The sequence below is a fragment of the Parasphingorhabdus sp. NYA22 genome (assembly GCF_976973735.1).
Genome location: NZ_OZ333477.1, coordinates 270,816 through 289,334, shown reverse-complemented (window position 1 = coordinate 289,334; position 18,519 = coordinate 270,816). Strand labels below are relative to the sequence as shown.

The 18,519-nt window shown below is 54.6% G+C and carries 16 protein-coding genes and 1 tRNA gene; 11 read left to right on the top strand and 6 right to left on the bottom strand.

Going from position 1 to position 18,519, the window contains the following annotated elements:
* Positions 1-23: 23 nt before the first annotated feature.
* A complete protein-coding gene (locus ACWFTY_RS01390) occupies positions 24-959 on the bottom strand; it encodes a ribose-phosphate pyrophosphokinase (protein ID WP_447525617.1) in 936 nt (311 codons plus the stop codon).
* A 154-nt stretch (positions 960-1,113) separates the two neighbouring features.
* On the opposite strand from ACWFTY_RS01390, the gene ACWFTY_RS01385 reads away from it, so the two are divergent.
* The 6 genes from ACWFTY_RS01385 to ACWFTY_RS01360 all read left to right on the top strand — a co-directional run bounded on the left by ACWFTY_RS01385 (position 1,114) and on the right by ACWFTY_RS01360 (position 7,042).
* Positions 1,114-2,769: an NAD+ synthase gene (locus ACWFTY_RS01385; RefSeq protein ID WP_447525616.1), complete on the top strand. Its 1,656-nt coding sequence runs from the start codon at positions 1,114-1,116 to the stop codon at positions 2,767-2,769.
* Positions 2,766-4,103 (top strand): glutamate--tRNA ligase, encoded by a 1,338-nt coding sequence (gene gltX / locus ACWFTY_RS01380; protein WP_447525615.1) that lies wholly within the window; start codon positions 2,766-2,768, stop codon positions 4,101-4,103. The genes ACWFTY_RS01385 and gltX overlap by 4 nt, the downstream gene beginning before the upstream one ends.
* 152 nt (positions 4,104-4,255) lie before the next feature.
* Positions 4,256-4,909: an energy transducer TonB gene (locus ACWFTY_RS01375; protein ID WP_447525614.1), complete on the top strand. Its 654-nt coding sequence runs from the start codon at positions 4,256-4,258 to the stop codon at positions 4,907-4,909.
* A gap of 90 nt (positions 4,910-4,999) precedes the next feature.
* A complete protein-coding gene (locus ACWFTY_RS01370) occupies positions 5,000-5,413 on the top strand; it encodes a hypothetical protein (protein ID WP_447525613.1) in 414 nt (137 codons plus the stop codon).
* Positions 5,407-6,387 (top strand): bifunctional diaminohydroxyphosphoribosylaminopyrimidine deaminase/5-amino-6-(5-phosphoribosylamino)uracil reductase RibD, encoded by a 981-nt coding sequence (gene ribD / locus ACWFTY_RS01365; RefSeq protein ID WP_447525612.1) that lies wholly within the window; start codon positions 5,407-5,409, stop codon positions 6,385-6,387. The genes ACWFTY_RS01370 and ribD overlap by 7 nt, the downstream gene beginning before the upstream one ends.
* 46 nt (positions 6,388-6,433) lie before the next feature.
* Entirely contained in the window at positions 6,434-7,042 is a 609-nt protein-coding gene (locus tag ACWFTY_RS01360) for a riboflavin synthase (RefSeq protein ID WP_447525611.1), read from the top strand.
* Between the two features lie 214 nt (positions 7,043-7,256).
* Here ACWFTY_RS01360 and ACWFTY_RS01355 read toward each other — a convergent pair whose 3' ends face one another.
* Positions 7,257-8,039: a DUF1134 domain-containing protein gene (locus tag ACWFTY_RS01355; protein WP_447525610.1), complete on the bottom strand. Its 783-nt coding sequence runs from the start codon at positions 8,037-8,039 to the stop codon at positions 7,257-7,259.
* Positions 8,040-8,260: 221 nt separating this feature from the next.
* On the opposite strand from ACWFTY_RS01355, the gene ACWFTY_RS01350 reads away from it, so the two are divergent.
* A tRNA-Ser gene (locus ACWFTY_RS01350) sits at positions 8,261-8,350 on the top strand.
* 85 nt (positions 8,351-8,435) lie between these two features.
* Here the strand turns inward: ACWFTY_RS01350 and ACWFTY_RS01345 are convergent.
* Positions 8,436-9,539: an acyltransferase family protein gene (locus tag ACWFTY_RS01345; RefSeq protein ID WP_447525609.1), complete on the bottom strand. Its 1,104-nt coding sequence runs from the start codon at positions 9,537-9,539 to the stop codon at positions 8,436-8,438.
* Positions 9,540-9,885: 346 nt separating this feature from the next.
* Between ACWFTY_RS01345 and ACWFTY_RS01340 the strand changes: the two genes are divergently transcribed.
* The 4 genes from ACWFTY_RS01340 to ACWFTY_RS01325 all read left to right on the top strand — a co-directional run bounded on the left by ACWFTY_RS01340 (position 9,886) and on the right by ACWFTY_RS01325 (position 15,649).
* Positions 9,886-11,433: an O-antigen ligase family protein gene (locus ACWFTY_RS01340; protein WP_447525608.1), complete on the top strand. Its 1,548-nt coding sequence runs from the start codon at positions 9,886-9,888 to the stop codon at positions 11,431-11,433.
* Between the two features lie 199 nt (positions 11,434-11,632).
* Complete coding sequence (locus ACWFTY_RS01335) at positions 11,633-12,247, top strand: polysaccharide biosynthesis/export family protein (RefSeq protein WP_447525607.1); 615 nt, start codon at positions 11,633-11,635, stop codon at positions 12,245-12,247.
* 48 nt (positions 12,248-12,295) lie between these two features.
* Positions 12,296-14,449, top strand: coding sequence for a GumC family protein (locus ACWFTY_RS01330; protein ID WP_447525606.1), 2,154 nt, complete (start codon positions 12,296-12,298; stop codon positions 14,447-14,449).
* Between the two features lie 24 nt (positions 14,450-14,473).
* On the top strand, positions 14,474-15,649 hold the full coding sequence (locus tag ACWFTY_RS01325; RefSeq protein WP_447525605.1) for a hypothetical protein: 1,176 nt from the start codon (positions 14,474-14,476) through the stop codon (positions 15,647-15,649).
* Positions 15,650-15,786: 137 nt separating this feature from the next.
* Here the strand turns inward: ACWFTY_RS01325 and ACWFTY_RS01320 are convergent, their stop codons facing one another.
* From ACWFTY_RS01320 to ACWFTY_RS01310, 3 genes are read right to left on the bottom strand one after another with little or no spacing between them, the layout of a single operon-like run.
* Positions 15,787-16,392, bottom strand: a complete 606-nt coding sequence (locus ACWFTY_RS01320) for a sugar transferase (RefSeq protein WP_447525604.1) — start codon at positions 16,390-16,392, stop codon at positions 15,787-15,789.
* A complete protein-coding gene (locus ACWFTY_RS01315; RefSeq protein WP_447525603.1) occupies positions 16,389-17,567 on the bottom strand; it encodes a glycosyltransferase family 4 protein in 1,179 nt (392 codons plus the stop codon). The genes ACWFTY_RS01320 and ACWFTY_RS01315 overlap by 4 nt, the downstream gene beginning before the upstream one ends.
* 21 nt (positions 17,568-17,588) lie before the next feature.
* Positions 17,589-18,500: a glycosyltransferase family 2 protein gene (locus tag ACWFTY_RS01310; RefSeq protein WP_447525602.1), complete on the bottom strand. Its 912-nt coding sequence runs from the start codon at positions 18,498-18,500 to the stop codon at positions 17,589-17,591.
* Between the last annotated feature and the right edge of the window lie 19 nt (positions 18,501-18,519).

The following is an 18,519-nucleotide window of genomic DNA, read 5'->3' as shown; positions in this document are numbered from 1 at the left end:
GATATTGGAATTCCCGGTCGGGATTAGTCCCAAAGGCTGCTGACCGAGCTTTCGTCCGCGATCCGCTTGATCGCTTCGCCGAGTAGCGGGGCAATGGGCAGGACGCGGATTCTATCGGAATCGAGCGCCGATTGCGGGGTCCGGATGGTGTCGGTGATGATCAGCTTGCGCAGCGAGGAGGCGTTGACCCGCTCCACCGCTTTGCCGGAGAGAACGCCGTGGGTGATATAAGCGGCGACATCGGTTGCACCTGCCGCGATCAGGGCGTCGGCTGCGTTGCAAAGCGTGCCGGCGCTGTCGGCGATATCGTCGATCATTACACAGAAACGGCCCTTCACGTCGCCGATGATGTTCATGACTTCGGAAACGCCGGCCTGCTCGCGGCGTTTGTCGACGATCGCGAGTGGCGCGTTGTCGAGACGCTTTGCCAATGCCCGGGCGCGAACCACGCCGCCGACATCAGGCGAGACGACCATGATATCCTTGTCGCTATGACGCTTGAGGATATCTTCGCTGATCACCGGCGCGCCGTAGAGGTTGTCGGTCGGGATATCGAAAAAGCCCTGGATCTGTCCGGCGTGAAGATCGACGGTCAAGACGCGGTCGGCACCGGCTTCGGTGATGAGGTTGGCGACCAGCTTGGCGGAAATCGGTGTCCGTGGGCCGGGCTTCCGGTCCTGCCGGGCATAGCCGAAATAAGGAATGACTGCCGTGATCCGCTTGGCCGAAGCGCGGCGCAGGGCGTCGATGCTGATTAGCAATTCCATCAGATTGTCATTGGCCGGGTGGCTGGTCGACTGGACGACAAAGACATCTTCGCCGCGGACATTTTCGTGTATTTCTATGAAAATCTCGTCATCGGCAAAGCGCTTCACGCTTGCGTCGGTAAGCGGGATGCCCAGATATTCAGCGATCTCTGTAGCTAGCGGCAAATTGCTGTTGCCCGACATGAGTTTCATAATTGCGTTCCCCCGATTCAATGGCCCGCAAGAATCGTCAGCGGAACCTCATGACAATTTCGTGACCCTGTTAGACAGATGGCCGGCGAATCAAAAGTCCGTATTTGCGTTAATTTCGATTGCTCCGCACAGTGGCCCTTCCTATCAGGGCGCGATGACGGAAAAGCTAACCATTACCATGGCGCAATTGACGCAGAGCGTTGGCGATTTGCGCGGCAATGCGGACGCGATGATTGCGGCGCACGGCGCGCGACCGGATAGCGATCTGATTGTGTTCCCGGAGTTGCAGTTGATCGGCTATCCACCGGAAGACTTGGTGCTGAAGCCATCCTTGTGGGAGCGCGCGGAAGCAGAGCTCAATCGGCTGGCAGCGGCGACCGCAGGGCCGGGGCCGGCGATGCTAGTCGGATCGGTGTTTCGCGAAGATGGCGAACTCTATAACGGCATAGCGCTGCTCGAAGACGGGCATATCAAGGATATCCGTTATAAGGTCGAGCTGCCTAACTATGGTACGTTCGACGAAAAGCGGCTCTTTTCCTCCGGCCCATTGCCGGAACCAATCATCTTCAAGGGATGCAAAATTGGCCTGCCGATTTGTGAGGACGTCTGGTTCCCGACCGTCTGCGAACATCTGAAAGCGCAGGGGGCGGAGCTGTTCATTTCGGTCCACGGCAGTCCCTATGAAATAGAGAAGGACGATAAGCGCCTCGGCCAGGTGGCGACGCAACGGGTGCGGGAAACCGGAATTCCGCTGCTGTTCCTGAACCGGGTTGGCGGACAGGACGAGATTGTATTTGATGGGGCCAGCTTCGTGCTTAACGGTGACGCCAGCCTCATGCATCAGCTGCCCGACTGGGACGAGACGATCGTTGATACGCATTGGTCTGGTGAACTCGGTGCATGGACTTGCGCGCCGGGGGATATCCACCAGCTCGATGACCATCCTGCCGATATCTATAATGCGATGATTGTTGGCTTGCGCGACTATGTGAACCGCAATCGCTTTCCGGGGGTTCTGCTCGGTCTGTCGGGCGGGATCGACAGCGCTTTGTCGGCGGCCGTGGCAGTCGATGCATTGGGCGCGGACCGGGTGTGGAACGTGATGATGCCGTCGCGGTTTACCTCGCAGGAAAGTCTCGACGATGCCAAGGGCTGTGCAGACATGCTCGGCACCAGGCTGGACACGATCCCGATTGGCCCGGCGATCGAAGGCTTTGACACGATGCTCGAAGATAGTTTCTCCGACAGCAACGTCGATATCACCGAAGAGAACATCCAGTCGCGGATTCGCGGCGTGACGCTGATGGCGCTGTCGAACAAGTTCGGTCATATGTTGCTGACCACCGGCAATAAAAGCGAGATGAGCGTCGGCTATGCGACAATCTATGGCGATATGGCGGGCGGCTATTCGGTGTTGAAAGACGCCTATAAGCTGACCGTTTTCAAGCTCAGCTCATGGCGCAACCGCAACAAGCCGAGCCTGGGCCTTGGCCCCGACGGCCCGGTAATGCCGGAAACGGTGATTACCAAACCGCCGAGCGCCGAATTGCGCGAGGACCAGAAAGACAGCGACAGCCTGCCGGACTACGAGATTCTCGATCCGCTGCTGCACGGGCTGATCGAGGAAGAATTGTCGGTCAATGATCTGGTCGCGCGTGGTTTCGACCGGGAAACGGTGGTGCGGATCGAGCGGCTGCTCTATATCGCCGAATATAAACGCCGACAGGCCCCGCCGGGCGTCAAGCTCGGCACAAGAAATTTCGGCCGCGACCGGCGCTATCCCATCACAAACGCATTCAGGACCGTATGACCATAAAAACCCGCTTTGCTCCGTCTCCGACGGGCCACCTTCATGTCGGTAATATCCGGACCGCGCTGCACAACTGGATGTTCGCGCAGAAAGAGGGCGGCACATTTCTGCTGCGGCTCGATGATACCGACGCCGAGCGGTCGAAGGAAGAATATGTCGACGCGATCCGGGCCGATCTGGCCTGGCTCGGCCTGGCTTCCGACGAAGAGCAACGGCAGTCTGCGCGCTTTGACCGCTATCAAGAACATCTGGCGAAGCTGAAGGCCGATGGCCGGGTCTATCCCGCCTATGAGACGGCGCAGGAACTGGACCTGAAGCGCAAGATCCAACTCGGTCGCGGAAAGCCGCCGATTTATGATCGCGCGGCACTCGATCTGACCACAGAGCAGGTCGCTGCCTATGAAGCGGAAGGGCGGAAACCGCACTGGCGTTTCAAGCTGGATCACGAAAAGCCGATCACCTGGACCGACCTGATCAGGGGCGATCAGAATTTTGATCCCGCTTTGCTGTCCGACCCGGTCATCCTGCGCGAAGACGGCAGCTGGCTCTATATGCTGCCCTCGGCAATCGACGATATCGAGATGGGGATTACCCATGTCGTGCGCGGCGAGGATCATGTGGCCAATACCGCGGTGCAGATCCAGATGTTCCAGGCGCTTGGCGCGAGGCCGCCCCAATTTGCCCATGAAGCGTTGCTCGTCGGCACCGAAGGCAAGCTTTCCAAGCGGCTCGGCTCGCTTGGTGTCAGCAGCTTCCGCGAGAAGAATATCGAACCGCAGGCGATTGTTGCCTTGCTCGCCCGCATCGGCACCAGCGATCCGGTGGAACCGATTGCCGATATAGCGCAACTGATTGAGACATTCGACTTTGCCCGCTTCGGTCGCGCACCGGCGCGTTTTGACGACGAAGAGCTGGCGCAGCTCAACCAGAAGATCGTGCACCTGCTCGACTATCCGGATGTGAAGGATCGACTGCCGGAAGCCATGGATGCCGAGGCCTGGGCGGTGATCCGGCCGAACCTGCATGATATGGGTGATGTCGACCAGTGGTGGCAGGTGGTGACGGGGCCAATTTCCCTTCCCGAATTTTCGCCGGAAGACCGGGAATTTCTGGCCGTTGCGCATGGTAAACTGGAGGAATTGGAAGCATCCTCCGACCTCTGGAAGGATCTCACCGGCGCGCTCAAGGAGGCGACGGGCCGCAAGGGCAAACCTCTGTTCATGCCGCTGCGGCAGGCACTGACCGGGCTGGATCACGGGCCCGATATGAACGCTTTGCTGCCGCTGATCGGCCGCGAAGTCGCGCTGGAAAGACTCTTAAAAACAACTAGTTAGATCGTTTCTGACGGTTGAAATTCAGCTAGCGCACGCCCGTGTTTGCAATTCATAATGTAATAGTATAACATTACAAATGGCGCTGGGGCGAGATAGTCAAACAGGCACGAAGCCGCTCCGCCGTTGTTGAGGATGGTTGAGAGGATATGAACATGAGCTATGTATCTGTTTACGAAAACAAAACCCCGCGTTCAAAAGGCCTGATGATGACGGGCGCCGTTCATGCGGTGATTATCGGTGCCGTGATAGCGATGCCCGCAATCGTAGTGCCCGAGAGGTTTGAAGGCACGCTTATCGCCCTTTCGGAGGAGGCCGAGACGCCACCCGAGCCGATGATCGAAAAGATCCAGCCGGAAGTTAAGGCCGCACCGCGAACGCAGCAAATCGCGCCGGACGTCCCGATCGTCAAATTGCCTCCCGTTCCGAAAATCCAATATGCCAAGATCGAGCTGGGTAGTGATTCAGAAGGAACAGGCGTCGAAATACCGCTGGAACCGATTACAATCATGCCTGACCCGGTGATCATCGGCGCACGGCTGAACAGGCGTTATGCGGACCAGTTCCAGCCCGCATATCCGACCGGCCAGTTGCGACTGGAGCGTGAAGCGGAGGTCAGCGTCCGGGTTCTGGTCGGGACAAACGGCCGCGTGAAGCAGATCGAACTGATCGATTCGCCACACGTGGATTTCTGGTCGGCGACCCGCAAACAGGCGCTGAATAAATGGCGATTCACTCCGGCAACAAAGGACGGCAAGCCGTATGAGAGCTGGATGTCGCTGAAAGTTCGCTTTGAAATCAACAGCTGATCACCGCGCCGGATGGCCGGCCCGGCCTTTCCCGTGGCAATTTTGCGGGAAGGGCTGGTCATCCGGCTGTGTCCGCACTATTTGGACGATATGGGAATGTTGAAAGATGCATCGGTAAGCGGCGGTTTCGGTGACCTGGTCGCCGTTTTTCGCCAGAGTGAACCGGGGGAGCGCCTGCTCCCCGCGGCAATGGCCATTGCCTGCACGTCGTTCATTTTGTTCCTTTTCTGGCTCGATCCGCAGGTAAATACTTACACTTATGTACCGCAGGAGGTCATTTATGTCGAAAACTGGACAAATGACCGCACCGACGAGGAAATTCTGCAGGACCGCTGGGAAATCCAGTGTCTGAAGGACGAGCTGGAAACCAAGCGGCGCGAAGCGGTCAAATCGCTCGGCCGGATGTCCGGCATGGATGTCGACCAGATTGAACGGGACGCGATCGCCGAGCGACTGGCGCGCGGTGAGGTAGAGGTGGAACGCCCCGCCGGTCTGCAATGCTGACCCCTCCCGGCGACGCGCATTATATGGCAGCAGCCCTGGCTCTCTCCGAGCGGGGCCGTGGCCGGACCGGTGCCAATCCCAATGTCGGCTGTCTCATTGTCAAAAACGGCAATATCATCGGACGTGGCTGGACCCAGCCGGGCGGCCGCCCGCATGCCGAGGAAATGGCGCTCGCCGAAGCCGGAACCGCCGCAAAGGGCGCGGATATCTATGTCACCATGGAGCCCTGTGCCCATGATAGCAGCCGCGGCCCGACCTGCAGCAATTCGATCATCGAAGCAAAACCGAACAGGGTGATTGTCGCGACTCTCGATGCCGACGAACGGACAAGGCGCCGCGGTATTGACCGGCTGGGCGATGCCGGCATTCCGGTATCGGTCGGCATCCGGGAGCCGGAAGCACGCCGCGCGATGGCCGGCTTTCTCTGCCGCGTCGAGAATGGCCGCCCCTTTGTCACGCTCAAACTCGCGATGTCACTGGACGGCTGTATTGCCATGGCCGACGGGTCGAGTCAGTGGATTACCGGCGACCGGGCACGGGCGCATGCCCATCTGGAACGAGCGCGCAGCGATGCCATATTGGTGGGCGCAGGCACGGCAAGGATCGACCGGCCGGGGCTTGATGTCCGGCTCGACGGACTGGTCGACCGCTCGCCGCAACCGGTCGTGCTAGGCACCGACAAGGACAAGCCGGACCATTGGCTGCAGCTGGAAGAGCCCGCCGCGATTGCCGGCCTTGCCGATATCAACTGGCTGCTGGTCGAGGGCGGCGCAAAAACCGCGACCTCTTTTCTGGCGGCGGATCTGGTCGACCGGCTTATGCTTTATCGCGCACCGATCATCATCGGTGGCGGCCTGCCGTCCATTGCCGATATCGGGCTGGAAAAGCTCAGCGAGGCGCATGGCCACTGGCGGCGCACCGAACAGCGCGACCTCGGGCAGGATATGCTTGAGATATACGACCGCGCCGCCTAGGTTCCGCTTGGTTTACCGCCAATAGGCACAGCAAATAGGATCGCCCATGTTCACAGGCATTGTTTCAGATATCGGTACCATCGAATCGATCGACCAGCGCGGCGATCTTCGTGTCAAAATCAAATGCGGCTATGATATGGACGGCGTCGATATGGGCGCGTCGATTGCCTGTTCGGGCGTCTGTCTGACCGTGGTCGACAAGGGCGCTGACTGGTTTGCCGTCGATGTGTCGGGCGAGACTCTTTCCTGCACTGCCGAGGGGCAGTTTACTGCTGGCCGGCGGCTTAATCTGGAACGGGCGCTGAAGGTCGGCGACGAACTGGGCGGGCATATCGTCACCGGTCATGTCGACGGCGTCGGCGAAGTCATGTCCAGCATCATTGCCGGCGATTCCCGGGAAGTCGTCATCCGGGTGTCCAAGGAGCTGGCGCCCTTTGTTGCGGCCAAGGGATCAATCACGGTTGATGGCGTCTCGCTGACGGTCAATGCGGTGTCCGACGAAGACGGGGTAACCCTTTTTACGCTCAATATCATTCCCCACACGGCGCAGGTAACCACGCTCGGAGATCTGCAATCCGGTCGGGTCGTCAATCTCGAGATTGATATATTGGCGCGTTATCTGGCGCGGATGGAACAGGCCAAGTCTCTGGTCTGATTCAAGTCTCTGGTCTGATTGGAGTCCTATTGAACCCGTGACACCAAGGGCGAACGGCAGTTGGCTGGTGTGCCGCGCAATCACTGTCATGCCGTTGGTGACGAGCTTGTCGAACCACGCTTCTCGTCGATAGGAGCCGTTGAGCCTCGCTCCTCCTTCGGGCCGACAGACTCGGGACTAACGGTGGAAAACCATCATTTCTGCGGTAGGCCGGTCAGAACGGCAGCCATTGCTGCTTCTTGCTGAATTTCATATAGCCGATATTCGCGCCTAGCCGCAGGCCCGCGCCCAGCCGGACCGGGATCAGCACCTTGTCGCCGCTGCGCAGATAGCTGACGTGGAAGCCGCCGATGAAATAGGCTGCGCCTTCGCCAGCCGGGAAGCGCTGATACAGCTCTTCGCTGTCATAGAGATTATAGACCAGCACGAAGGTATTGGCTGCATTGCCGCCAAAATCAAAGCCGATGGAGGGCCCCGTCCAGTAGACCGGGCGTTCGCCCTCGATCTTGTGGTAGAGCTTGCCGGAGCCGTAGCGCAGGCCGACAATGAAGGCCCCGCTGGCTTCGCGTCCGGCAATATAGGCATTGGGCCGGCCCTGTTTCTTGAGAATGTCCTCGATCACTTCAGCCAGGCCTTTCGCGCCTTTGCCGAAGACGCCTTCGGCAGCGCCGATCAGGTCATCGTCCTGATAGGTGTTGCCGTCATCGGTGGCAGCGGCGACGGTATTGCCGTTCTGGGCAGCGGTCGTCGTCGAACCGGAGGGCGCGATAATATCCGCGTTGATATCGCTATCCATCGGCGCGTCCTCGACCATCGTCGGACGAGAGTCACTGGATTCAAAATTCCCGTCATAGTCGGGCGCCGCCAGATCGGCATCGATCACGTCATTCGGATCGACGGTTTCAACCTGGGCATATGCGGGCGACAGAGCCGGTCCACTGGCAAGGGCCAGGACAGCAAATAGACCCAATGATTTCTTCAAGCATAACCGTAACATGGGTAAACTCCTTCCCGTTACCAGCCAAACATCGGCTCTCGGCCGTCGGGTATGACCACGCAATGAACGGACGACGAACGGACTCGATTCTGCGGCGGTCCGAGTCCCGTCATCACAATCGGCCCCGTTCCGGAATTTCCGGCGTGATTTACAGCGGCCCATTTTTCCCGTTGCAGCCAGCGCTTTCCATGGTTATAGCGCCCTCTCTAGCCAAGCTGCGTGGACACGTGGGTGAGCGGCTGAAACCACCTCCTTGCTAAGGAGACAAGCCTTTACGGGCTTCGAGGGTTCGAATCCCTCCGTGTCCTCCATTTTCCAATTATCAAGCCTCGACCGCCAAACCGATCCGGCAACCAAGGTTTTTGATACCCTGGGTCAAGGTCAACCGGTAGTGAACTAGGCCTTGCTTTTGATAGTGGAGAATCTGGATTTCATCAAAATAAAGCGTTTTTCATAAAAGCGGTAGGACAGGTAAGACAGCCCTATGGTGAGGGCCATAACCGCAGCATAAACGAACAGATAGTTTGCAAGCGTGCTTTCATGGAACGTTGGGAGGTTTTGCGCGAGAACAAAGATCACGAGCGGGTGGATCACATATATCCCGTAAGAAATTTTCCCTAGAAAATCCATCGCGCCGCGATCCAGATCGATAATCATATTCGTTCTGTTTATCTGCGCCAGTATGATCGCGACGGTCACAAGTGCGATGATTTCATTATCAACCAGCGAGGATATGTTGAACCTGTTGATTACAAGCAGGCCCATCAAGGTCCAGCAGGCCATTTTAGTGTAGATGTTCGTTGCGTATTTCAGATAGCTGCTATTCTTATAGTATAGCAACGCTCCGGCGGCGCCAATCAACATGATATGGAAGCGAGTAACATTGATAGCGGTATAGGGGGTCTCGATACCAAACTTCCTGAATAGCACGTAAAACATGAGTTTCAGGACGTACAGACAGACAATCATGACAATCGTCAGTTTCAGAAGTTTATCGGTTGTCACTCGAGCCAGCCAAGGCCAGAACAGGTAAAATTGTTCCTCCACTCCAATAGACCAGAGATGGGTCATGAATGGCATTGTTTGGCCGATGATGAGAGGCACATTTGCCAACAAGAATATGTAGAATGGCAATGGCCCAGCGTCATATTGTATGTTGAAGGCAGTATAGGTGAGCAAACAGCTCGCTATAAAAAGATAATAGAGCGGCCATATCCGGAAAATCCGGCGGAGATAGAAATTCCGGATATTTATTTCGCGGGTCTTCTCCTTCTCCAAAGACAGCAAATAGGTTATCAGAAACCCGCTCAGGGCGAAGAACATACTGACTCCGCCAGCGGCCAGGAGAAGGCCTTTGGGGCCGCCTTGCCCGCCACTTCCGAAAATTGTTGCGACCAGACCAAATGAGCCCAGCGCGAGCGTGGTATGTGAAATGACAACGGCAATAGCGGCTATTGCTCGTATGCCGTTTAAACCGGGCAGGTGAATTGCTTTGTCCATCAGGCCCTTTAGTCAAGTTAAACCGCTGCACACAATGCCCGATTTACAAGCTAGTAACGTCGAAAGGTTGCCGCTACGGTACAGGTATGGCGCAGAAGAAACGCTGTGTCATCACGTTTTTTGCGGCCGCCGCTCGCTGTAGAAGAAGCGGCTCCGGCACTGGACGTAGAAGCGGAAATCGCTGAACCAGCGAAATGAACCAGCCGGGCCTTTACTGAAATAGCGAAGGCCCTGACCGGGACCTTTTAGTTGTGGGCCATTTGCCGGGATTACGGTTTTCGGCTCCGTTCGCTTTTTTTCGGATGGATGCCGACCTTCGTCCTGTTCGAGCGCAATGCACGCTATCATGCGGTCGCTGGACCACTTATCGATAGCCATCAGTCTCCTGTTCGCATACAGGATCACAGTTTGTATTGATCGACAACCATTTGCAAGTAGTCACAGCATGCACAGATCCGATAGAAGGTTGAGTAGAATCTCGGCAAGGATGTTCAAGCCCGAAGCACGTTTCTATGCGTTTGTGATTTTCTTTGTGATCCTATTTTTGACCGGCGGCGGTTCAAGGGATGATATTCAATCATTGATCGTGTTGCGACCGCTTGCGGTGCTATTCTGCGTTTATGCGTTGATTGCCAAAGCGCCCGAACAGTGGAGCGGGCGTTCCTTTCCGGTCTATATTGCGGGCGCACTGGCGGTGGTGATGGTGGTGCAGTTGGTACCGTTGCCCCCTTCTATCTGGACCGGGCTGCCTGGCCGCCAGATATTCGCCGATATAGCCAATCTTGCCGACATCGAGCAGCCGTGGCGGCCGCTCACCCTGTCACCATCGAGGACTCTCAACAGTCTGTTTTCGCTGGCGGTGCCCATCGCCGCGATGATGCTCTATCTTAATCTCGACCGGATGCATCGGAAACGGGCGATTTTGGCGATCATCATTCTCTGTGCGATCAGCGCATTATGGGCGGTATTTCAAATCATGGGTCCTGCACAAGGGCCACTCTATTTATACCGGATAACCAATTTCGGGACCGGAGTGGGGCTTTTTGCCAACCGCAATCATCAAGCTGCGATGCTTGCGGTTTCGATCGTGACGCTCGGCTGGTATGCGGCTTCATTGAACCCCCGGGAAGAAAGGGCAGTATTGAAATTCTACGGCTGTCTTGCCACGATTTTCGTTTTCATCCCGCTCATTTTCATCACCGGATCGCGAGCAGGACTCTTACTGATGATTCCGGCACTGCTTCTGGTTTTATTCCTGGTCTATTTTGGAAAATACCATGCGGATCCCTCCGCAAAAAAGAGCGGTAACAGATCCGCAAGCGGCGGATTGCTTTCGGACCGCCGAATGATTCTGGTGCTGGGCGTTGCCGCGATCTCGGCAATGGTGGTTCTGTCAATCCTGCTCTCCCGCTCGCTGGCGTTTGACCGGCTGTTTAGCGGCGACCAGGTAGCAGAACTTCGTGTGCAGTTGTTGCCCACATTGTTCACAATGACAAAAGATTATATGCCGTGGGGGAGCGGGTTCGGTTCCTTCGAGCATGTCTACAAGATATACGAGACACAAGAATTGCTAATGCCGAGCTATTTGAATCAGGCCCATAATGACTGGCTGCAATTTCCGATTGAGGGAGGCATCCCGGCCGTTCTGGTGACGCTGGCCGGTTTTTTCTGGTTTTTGGCAAAAATTGCAACGCTGGTAAAAAGCTGGAACCATTCAGGCTTTACCAAATATCGCGTTTTGATGTGCGTCGCCGTCATATTATTCCTGCTGGCGGCCTCTATCGGTGATTATCCGCTACGCGTCCCGTCTATTATCGCGATATTCGCCGTCTTAATTTGTGTCTTTAACGATGGCGTGCGTTCCGTTCAGCGACGCGACATCCAGCAGCTGTAAACGGGCCGATCAATTTGTCTTCAAAAACCGGATTATAAGGTTATGGACGGTTTACGTGTGAAACCGCTTCGTCTAATGGGGCTCGGTAACAGCGGAATATTTTACGATGATAAAGTGGTTCTCAATTTTTTTCACAGCAATTTTTCTAACGTCTTGCGCTGGCCCGATGGAAAGGGGACAGAGTTCCGAAGTTACATTTGTGTCCGACGAGGGCTTGCCAGAGCCTACGCGTTTTGATTTGCTAAGTTCAAGCCGGCCTTATCTGATCGGCCCCTTTGACAAGCTGACAATAGATGTTTTCGGCATTGAGGATTTAAGCAAGAAAGTTCAAATTGATGCGAGCGGCCGGCTTTCTTTCCCGCTTATCGGTGTTATCGAAGCTTCCGGTCTTACGCCCGCAGAGCTTGCCCAAGAAATTGTGAAAAAATTGCAAGGTCGCTACGTCCGGAACCCGGAAGTAACGGTCAATCTCGACGAGACGGTCAGCCAGGTCATTACGGTAGACGGTCAGGTAAAAAGTCCTGGTCTTTATCCCGTTATCGGTCGCCTGACCTTGATACGTGCGGTCGCCACTGCGGGCGGAACCGGGGAATTTGCCAAGCTGAACGATGTCGTGATTTTCCGGACTGTGGACGGGCAGCAGCTTGCTGGCCTGTATAATCTTAAAGCCATAAGGCGCGGGTATTACAGTGATCCTGAAGTATTCGCCAATGATGTGATCGTCGTTGGTGATTCGCAGGCCCGCCGCCTGTTCAAGGATTTGATCACCGTTGCTCCACTCTTGACGGCGCCTCTGGTAGTCTTGATTAGATAATTTGATGACGTTTTGACGCTACAGGGGTTTTTAATCTAGATGGATAGTATGGCCACAAACAACGAGGGTCCGGCAACGGGCGATGACCCATATGCCGAGATGGCTCAAGAGAATCCGGTATTGTTGCAATATTGGCATGCCGTGCTGCGTCACAAGATCACGATTGCGGCAATACTTGCCGCCTGTGTCGCACTTGGCATCATCATTACGCTGTTGATGACGCCTTATTTTGTCTCGACGTCCCGTATCGAAATCAGTCGCAAACAGGACAATGTCACGAATGTCGAAGGTGTTATGGGATCCGAGAGATCGAACAACAATCTGGAATTTTATCAAACCCAATATTCGCTGCTCGAATCCCTTTCGATTGCCGAACGTGTTGCGCGAGCCAAAAATCTGGCGGCCAATGATGGATTTTTCGAGACCTTCGGTATCGACCCCAGCAATTTGCCTGAAAAAACTTCCGGGCAGGAAAATCCGCGGCTCAAACTAGCGACAAGTTTGCTGCGATCGCATGTCAGTATCTCACCGGTTCGCGGTTCGAGCTTGGTCGATCTGAGATTTGAAAGCCCAAGTAGCGCACTTTCGGCACAGATGGCCAACGCGTGGGTCGAGCAGTTCATCGAAGCCGATCTGGAGCGCCGGTTCAATTCGACCGTTGCCGCGCGAACCTTTCTCGAAGAGCAACTGGCTACGCTGAAACAACGACTGGAGGATTCTGAACGGAATCTGTCAAGCTATGCGGATAATAAGGAAATTATAACCTTATCGACGGCGGAAACGCCTGATGGGAAAACCGTCGCGCAAAGGACTCTGGCGTCCGCGAATCTAGAGGCGCTAAATTCCGTGCTAGCGCAAGCCACAGCAGACCGTATTCTAGCGGGCAGTGAAGCGGGGCAAGCCTCTGGAGACAAAAATGCTTTGGAGAATGCCGCATTGAACAGCCTCCGGCAAGAACGCGCCCTAGCTCAAGCAGAATATGCCAAGCTCCTCGTCCAATTTGAACCGGAATATCCGTCTGCCAAGGCAGTCGCAACCAGAATTTCTTCACTTAATAAAAGCATTGCCAGTGAAGAGGCTCGCTCTCGTGCCGGCACAACGGCCCGCTATAACGAAGCTCTGGAGAGAGAACGGAAATTGCTCGGCGCGGTGAATCTTTTAAAGCTTCAACTCGGCAGCGAGCGACGCGATTCCATTCAGTATAATATTCTACAGCGCGAAGTAGATACGAACCGGCAGCTCTATGATGGATTGCTGCAGCGATATAAAGAAATCGGTGTCGCCGGTGCTGGCACCAACAATCTCGTGATTGTCGATCGCGCTCAGCCCTCAGGTAGCCCATCCAGTCCGAAACTGTTCGTAAATGTAATGCTCGCACTGTTGGCAGGTTTGGGACTATCGGCGATTTTCGTTCTCGTGATGGAGCAGATCGATCAAACGATCAAAGAACCCGGCGATCTGAAAGCCAAACTCGGAATTGCGGAGCTCGGATCGATTCCGAATATCGATAAAGATGGCATATTGTTGAGCCTTTCCGACAAAAAGTCGGTCGCATGGGAAGCGTATTTTTCCATCAGAACCAGCTTGTCATTCCTGACTGACCATGGAGTGCCGCGCTCGATCTTGCTGACCAGCACCCGACCCAATGAAGGGAAGAGTACGTCGTCACTAGCATTGGGAGTGGTGTTGGCGGGCACTGGTAAACGCATTTTGCTTATCGACGGCGATATGCGCAACCCTTCTGTTCATCAGATGCTGGAAATCGACAACTCCGTAGGCATGAGCAACTATTTATCCGGTTCCGACAATTTTGACGAACTTATCAAGCACAATGAATCCTATGGTTTTGACGTGATGACAGCTGGACCGATACCGCCAAATGCAGCTGAGCTGCTTAGTGGTAGCCGCCTGCACGAGCTGGTGACAAAGCTAACTGAAATTTACGATACCGTCATAATAGACGCGCCGCCGATATTGGGGCTGGCAGATGTACTACTGCTTGCAGATGCTGTTGAAGGGGTGATCTTTACCATTGAAGCCGGCGGTGCCAAGACCCGAGCAATTCAATCGGCTATAGGACGTGTCCGTAGTTCGCACGCTCATGTATTCGGCGGGATTGTTACCAAAATTCAACCGCAGCATACGGGCTATGCTTACGCATATCAGTATGACTATGGCAATAAGCTGGCTAAAGAAGCTTGATCATTTGAGGTGGTTGTTGGCTATATGATGAAGAACATCATCATAGTGATTGTCGGACTTGCAATCATGCTGGCATCAGCATTGACGGCTTTGGGGGCGATTACAAAGACGAGGGCGCCGGAAATTGGCACCCTGTTGCTACCGCTGAATGGATTTGCATCCGAAAAGCTAGCATCCAATAACCTCAGGGCGATGATTATCGCAAATCAAGCGCAGTTCCCCGAAACTATCAGCCCAGACTTGGCGAAGCTAGCCAAGCAAGCGTTTTTGGCGGAGCCTATAACTCCTGATGCAATCGCGGTATTCGCATTCGACAGTGACGACCGGATCAAAAGAAAATTGATGAATCAGGCGTTCGCGCTATCACGGCGGCAACAACTGGTAAGCGGATGGATGATTGCCGATAGCGGGGATCGGAACGATGTTCCCGCTGTTCTCGATCATTATGATACGATGTTGCGAACTACCACTTCCGCCAATGCGGCTATCATTCTCCTTTTGGCAAAGGCGATCGAGAATGACGAATTCGTAGAACCCTTTGCTGATCTTCTGTCGGAAAAACCCCGATGGGCCGTCCAATTCTGGACAACCGTAGTTGCAACTCCGGAAGTGTTGGAAAACGCTGCACGGCTGCGAGAGCTGATATATACGGCTGGCGAGACCGATCACCTTTCCACTGATGCATTGTTGATTAGTGCCCTCGTGCGCGACAAGCAGTTCGAGACCGGTAGGAAATTGTATCAAACATTGAACGAACCGGAAAAACCGACGCCTGGATCGGAAAACAGTTCGTTCGAACATGAACCAAGATATCCACCATTTGACTGGATGCTATACTCGACAGGACAATATGGCGCGGTGATCACAGATGGTGCCTTGCGGTTGAACGCGACCCCAAATTCAGGCGGGCTATTTGCCAGAAAGCTGGTTCTCATGCCGGCCAGGATTATTGAAATTGAAGTAAAAACACGCGACATTCCTGACGATGCTTTTGTTGATATCAGCCTGACATGTGCAGAGACAGTTGATAACGCGCCCCGACCGGCTAGCATCCCTGTGCGAGGCAAATTGACAAAGCAAAAAATCAGTAATGTGCAATCCGGTTGCGGCTTTTACTGGCTTGATATCAACGCGCGCGCAACCGACAGAGGAGGGGGACTTGATGTCAGTTTTGACTCGGTTTCCCTCCAGTTCGATTAGAATGAGCGAGTTAGATCCAAGCAGGCTGATCAGGGCCGATAGCTGTGGCGGCGCAGATCGCGGCGAAGAAATCGTGCGTATGTTCGTCCTGTCTCGATCCTGCGCGGCTGCAGGGCTTGATGTCGCCAAATGCAGTCTCAGCGCAGACGCTTGAACACCGTCCGCAACAGCAGCATAATATCGAAACATAGATTCCGATGCTGTTGATATATCAGGTCTAATCTCGCTTTTTGAGGCACACAGGCGCGGCAGTAAATGGCTTCTGTTTCAACGGAATTTGTGGCGGTTCGTAGCAACCATTCTTCGTGCTCGTGATAGTAGACCGAGGCCAGTCCCGTCAGGCCGGGACGACTGCGGAGAACCTGGCCATAAATATCGGGGAATTTCTCGACATAACGGCGCAACGGCGGGCGTGGGCCGACGAAACTCATATCACCTTTCAGAATATTCCAAAGCTGGGGGATCTCATCCAACCGGTACTTTCGGAGCACCGCACCACTTGGTGTAATCCGATCGTTTTTATGGGCGCCGGTAGCCCCGAAATCATCGCTATCCGGCCGCATCGTCCTGAATTTAACCACAGAAAAGCTCTGTTGTGGTGTCTTCATGCGCTCAGAGACAAAAAAGACCGGACGGCCATCACCAATCAGAAGGATAGCCGAGATGATGATTATGACCGGTAGAAGCAATATGGTCAGCACCAAGGCCACCGATAGATCAAACACACGTTTCAGGAGGGTCATTTCAGAGATGGGCCTTTGTTCAATTGCTGCCTGTAATAGCTAGCCAAGCCGTCTATTACTTGCCCTTGTTCAAATTCGCTCTTCGCCATCTGGCGCCCCGAGCGCGACATTTTTTGGTATAATTTCTCATCATTCGATAGCCGTTCAATAGCATCGGCCATTTCCGCCGCATTCCCCGCTTCAAAAAGAATCCCGGTCTCGCCGTCACGTACAGCACAATTAATCCCATAGATTCGCGAAGCGATAGTTGGCCTAGCGGTTGCTGCCGCTTCAATCAGGACAGAACCAAATCCTTCCCGGAAGCTGGGTAGGGCAACGACATGTGCAAGACGAATATAATCCTCGGGTGTATCGGTATAGGGACGAATGACAACATCATCGCCCAGACGCATAGCCAACATCGAGCTCAGATCATCTTCGTCCGGCCCGACCACAACAAGTTTCAGCCGGTTTCTAGTTTTGGATCGCGCAATGTCCATGGCTTCAGCTAGAACATGCAGTCCCTTGTCCCTTTGCAGGCGCCCCAGAAACAGCACAATGAATTCCTGGCCGGTGATGCCCAAGTCTTCGACCAGGCGTTCATTGGGAGGACGAGATGGAGAAAATTTCTCGATATTCACGCCGGAAATCGAGCCTTTGCCAATTACATGTCCTTGACTCGGGTTCAAGACACCTTCGCGCCGGAGAAAATCCAGTTCCGTTTGGCTCACGGTCAGGACCGCTGTGCAGAGAGATCCGACAAATTTATCAATCAACCGAAAAAAGTGACGCTTCAGCCCTGAAGCTGTAGCCCAAACCTGCCCCTGAAAAGTGTGAACGCGCCGGGGCGTCCGCGCGAAGACGCCGGCCATCATCCCGATAAGGCCGGCTTTCGGCGTAATCGTTTGTAACAAATCGGGCTTATCCCGACGCAGGGAACGATAAATGAACCAAAGGGCTTTCAAATCCTCGATGAGGTTGATTTTTCGCGCGAGAGGTACCTTGACGATCCGGCATGGCAACGACAGATCTTCCAAAATCTCAAGACTGTCGTTCCCGATATACAATATTACCTCAAACTCTTTGCTCAACACTTCGATTATCGGGACCCAGAAAAATTTCAGATTCAGTGCGGAATGCATGATCACAACTATGCGGGGTTTCAGTCGGGGGGCTGGCTGTTTTTCTTGCATCATAAAAAAGTTCCGCGTTTCGAATCAAGCGTTGCTATTCATCTGGTCATGCGAATCCATTTCCAGACCCGGAACCTCGGTGGTGCGGATCGCTTGTAAATCGGACCGGAACTTTGCGATCAGCGCAGAATCCTGCATCACGGTGGAACGGCGCCGAACCAGCCAATCAAGGCGACCGGCGGCGATTATCAGATGAAGCACTGCGGTTTTGGCAAAAGACTTCAACAAATAGCGGGCTTCCCAGAGATTACGGCGATGCCGCCACAGTGCACGGCGATCCATCTTGTAGGACCGAAACATCTTGGCCGGTGTTACGCTTCCCATTTCACGAACATAATAGAGCGGTTCTTGAATGATGCGCACGGACAGATCATCCTTGGCGCTGGCACGCAGCCAAAGGTCATAATCCTGGGCAATGGGAACGGAGGGATCATATCTGTTCCTCTGGAACCAGGCGCGCCGACCCATTACAGCCGCGTGAACGATTCCGGCGCCCGATTTGCCCAATAGATGAGAGCGCTCAACCGTGTCGGCAAAATGCCAGCGTGCGCCAATGGGCTCGTCCTGTCCGTCGACAGAAACCAGACCGGACGAGACAATATCAATTTCCGGTTCATTGACCAACACCGCCAGCTGACGGGCAATACGTTCTGGTGGCATCAGATCATCAGCATCCATTCGAACGATTATGTCACAATTCGCCAGATCGACGATCTGATTAAGCCGTGCAGCTAACTTCTTGTTGTTCCCGTCTGAAACGACACGCACGCGGGGATCAGTGATTGCGCGCGCGACTTCCAGTGACCCGTCCGTCGAGCCGTCATCCACAAGGATAAGTTCCCAGTCCTGGTGAGTCTGGGCAAATACTGAGCGAATCGCACGATGTAGATCAATTCCTGCATTGAAAAAGGGTAGTCCGATGGTCACTTTCATCATTTTTCCAGAAATTTAGATT

Bases quoted from the DNA above. Each gene is read 5' to 3' on its own strand.
- ACWFTY_RS01390 (WP_447525617.1), bottom strand. From the start codon at position 959: ATGAAACTCATGTCGGGCAACAGCAATTTGCCGCTAGCTACAGAGATC.
- ACWFTY_RS01385 (WP_447525616.1), top strand. From the start codon at position 1,114: ATGACGGAAAAGCTAACCATTACCATGGCGCAATTGACGCAGAGCGTT.
- gltX (WP_447525615.1), top strand. From the start codon at position 2,766: ATGACCATAAAAACCCGCTTTGCTCCGTCTCCGACGGGCCACCTTCAT.
- ACWFTY_RS01375 (WP_447525614.1), top strand. From the start codon at position 4,256: ATGAGCTATGTATCTGTTTACGAAAACAAAACCCCGCGTTCAAAAGGC.
- ACWFTY_RS01370 (WP_447525613.1), top strand. From the start codon at position 5,000: ATGGGAATGTTGAAAGATGCATCGGTAAGCGGCGGTTTCGGTGACCTG.
- ribD (WP_447525612.1), top strand. From the start codon at position 5,407: ATGCTGACCCCTCCCGGCGACGCGCATTATATGGCAGCAGCCCTGGCT.
- ACWFTY_RS01360 (WP_447525611.1), top strand. From the start codon at position 6,434: ATGTTCACAGGCATTGTTTCAGATATCGGTACCATCGAATCGATCGAC.
- ACWFTY_RS01355 (WP_447525610.1), bottom strand. From the start codon at position 8,039: ATGTTACGGTTATGCTTGAAGAAATCATTGGGTCTATTTGCTGTCCTG.
- ACWFTY_RS01345 (WP_447525609.1), bottom strand. From the start codon at position 9,539: ATGGACAAAGCAATTCACCTGCCCGGTTTAAACGGCATACGAGCAATA.
- ACWFTY_RS01340 (WP_447525608.1), top strand. From the start codon at position 9,886: ATGCGGTCGCTGGACCACTTATCGATAGCCATCAGTCTCCTGTTCGCA.
- ACWFTY_RS01330 (WP_447525606.1), top strand. From the start codon at position 12,296: ATGGCCACAAACAACGAGGGTCCGGCAACGGGCGATGACCCATATGCC.
- ACWFTY_RS01325 (WP_447525605.1), top strand. From the start codon at position 14,474: ATGATGAAGAACATCATCATAGTGATTGTCGGACTTGCAATCATGCTG.
- ACWFTY_RS01320 (WP_447525604.1), bottom strand. From the start codon at position 16,392: ATGACCCTCCTGAAACGTGTGTTTGATCTATCGGTGGCCTTGGTGCTG.
- ACWFTY_RS01315 (WP_447525603.1), bottom strand. From the start codon at position 17,567: ATGATGCAAGAAAAACAGCCAGCCCCCCGACTGAAACCCCGCATAGTT.
- ACWFTY_RS01310 (WP_447525602.1), bottom strand. From the start codon at position 18,500: ATGATGAAAGTGACCATCGGACTACCCTTTTTCAATGCAGGAATTGAT.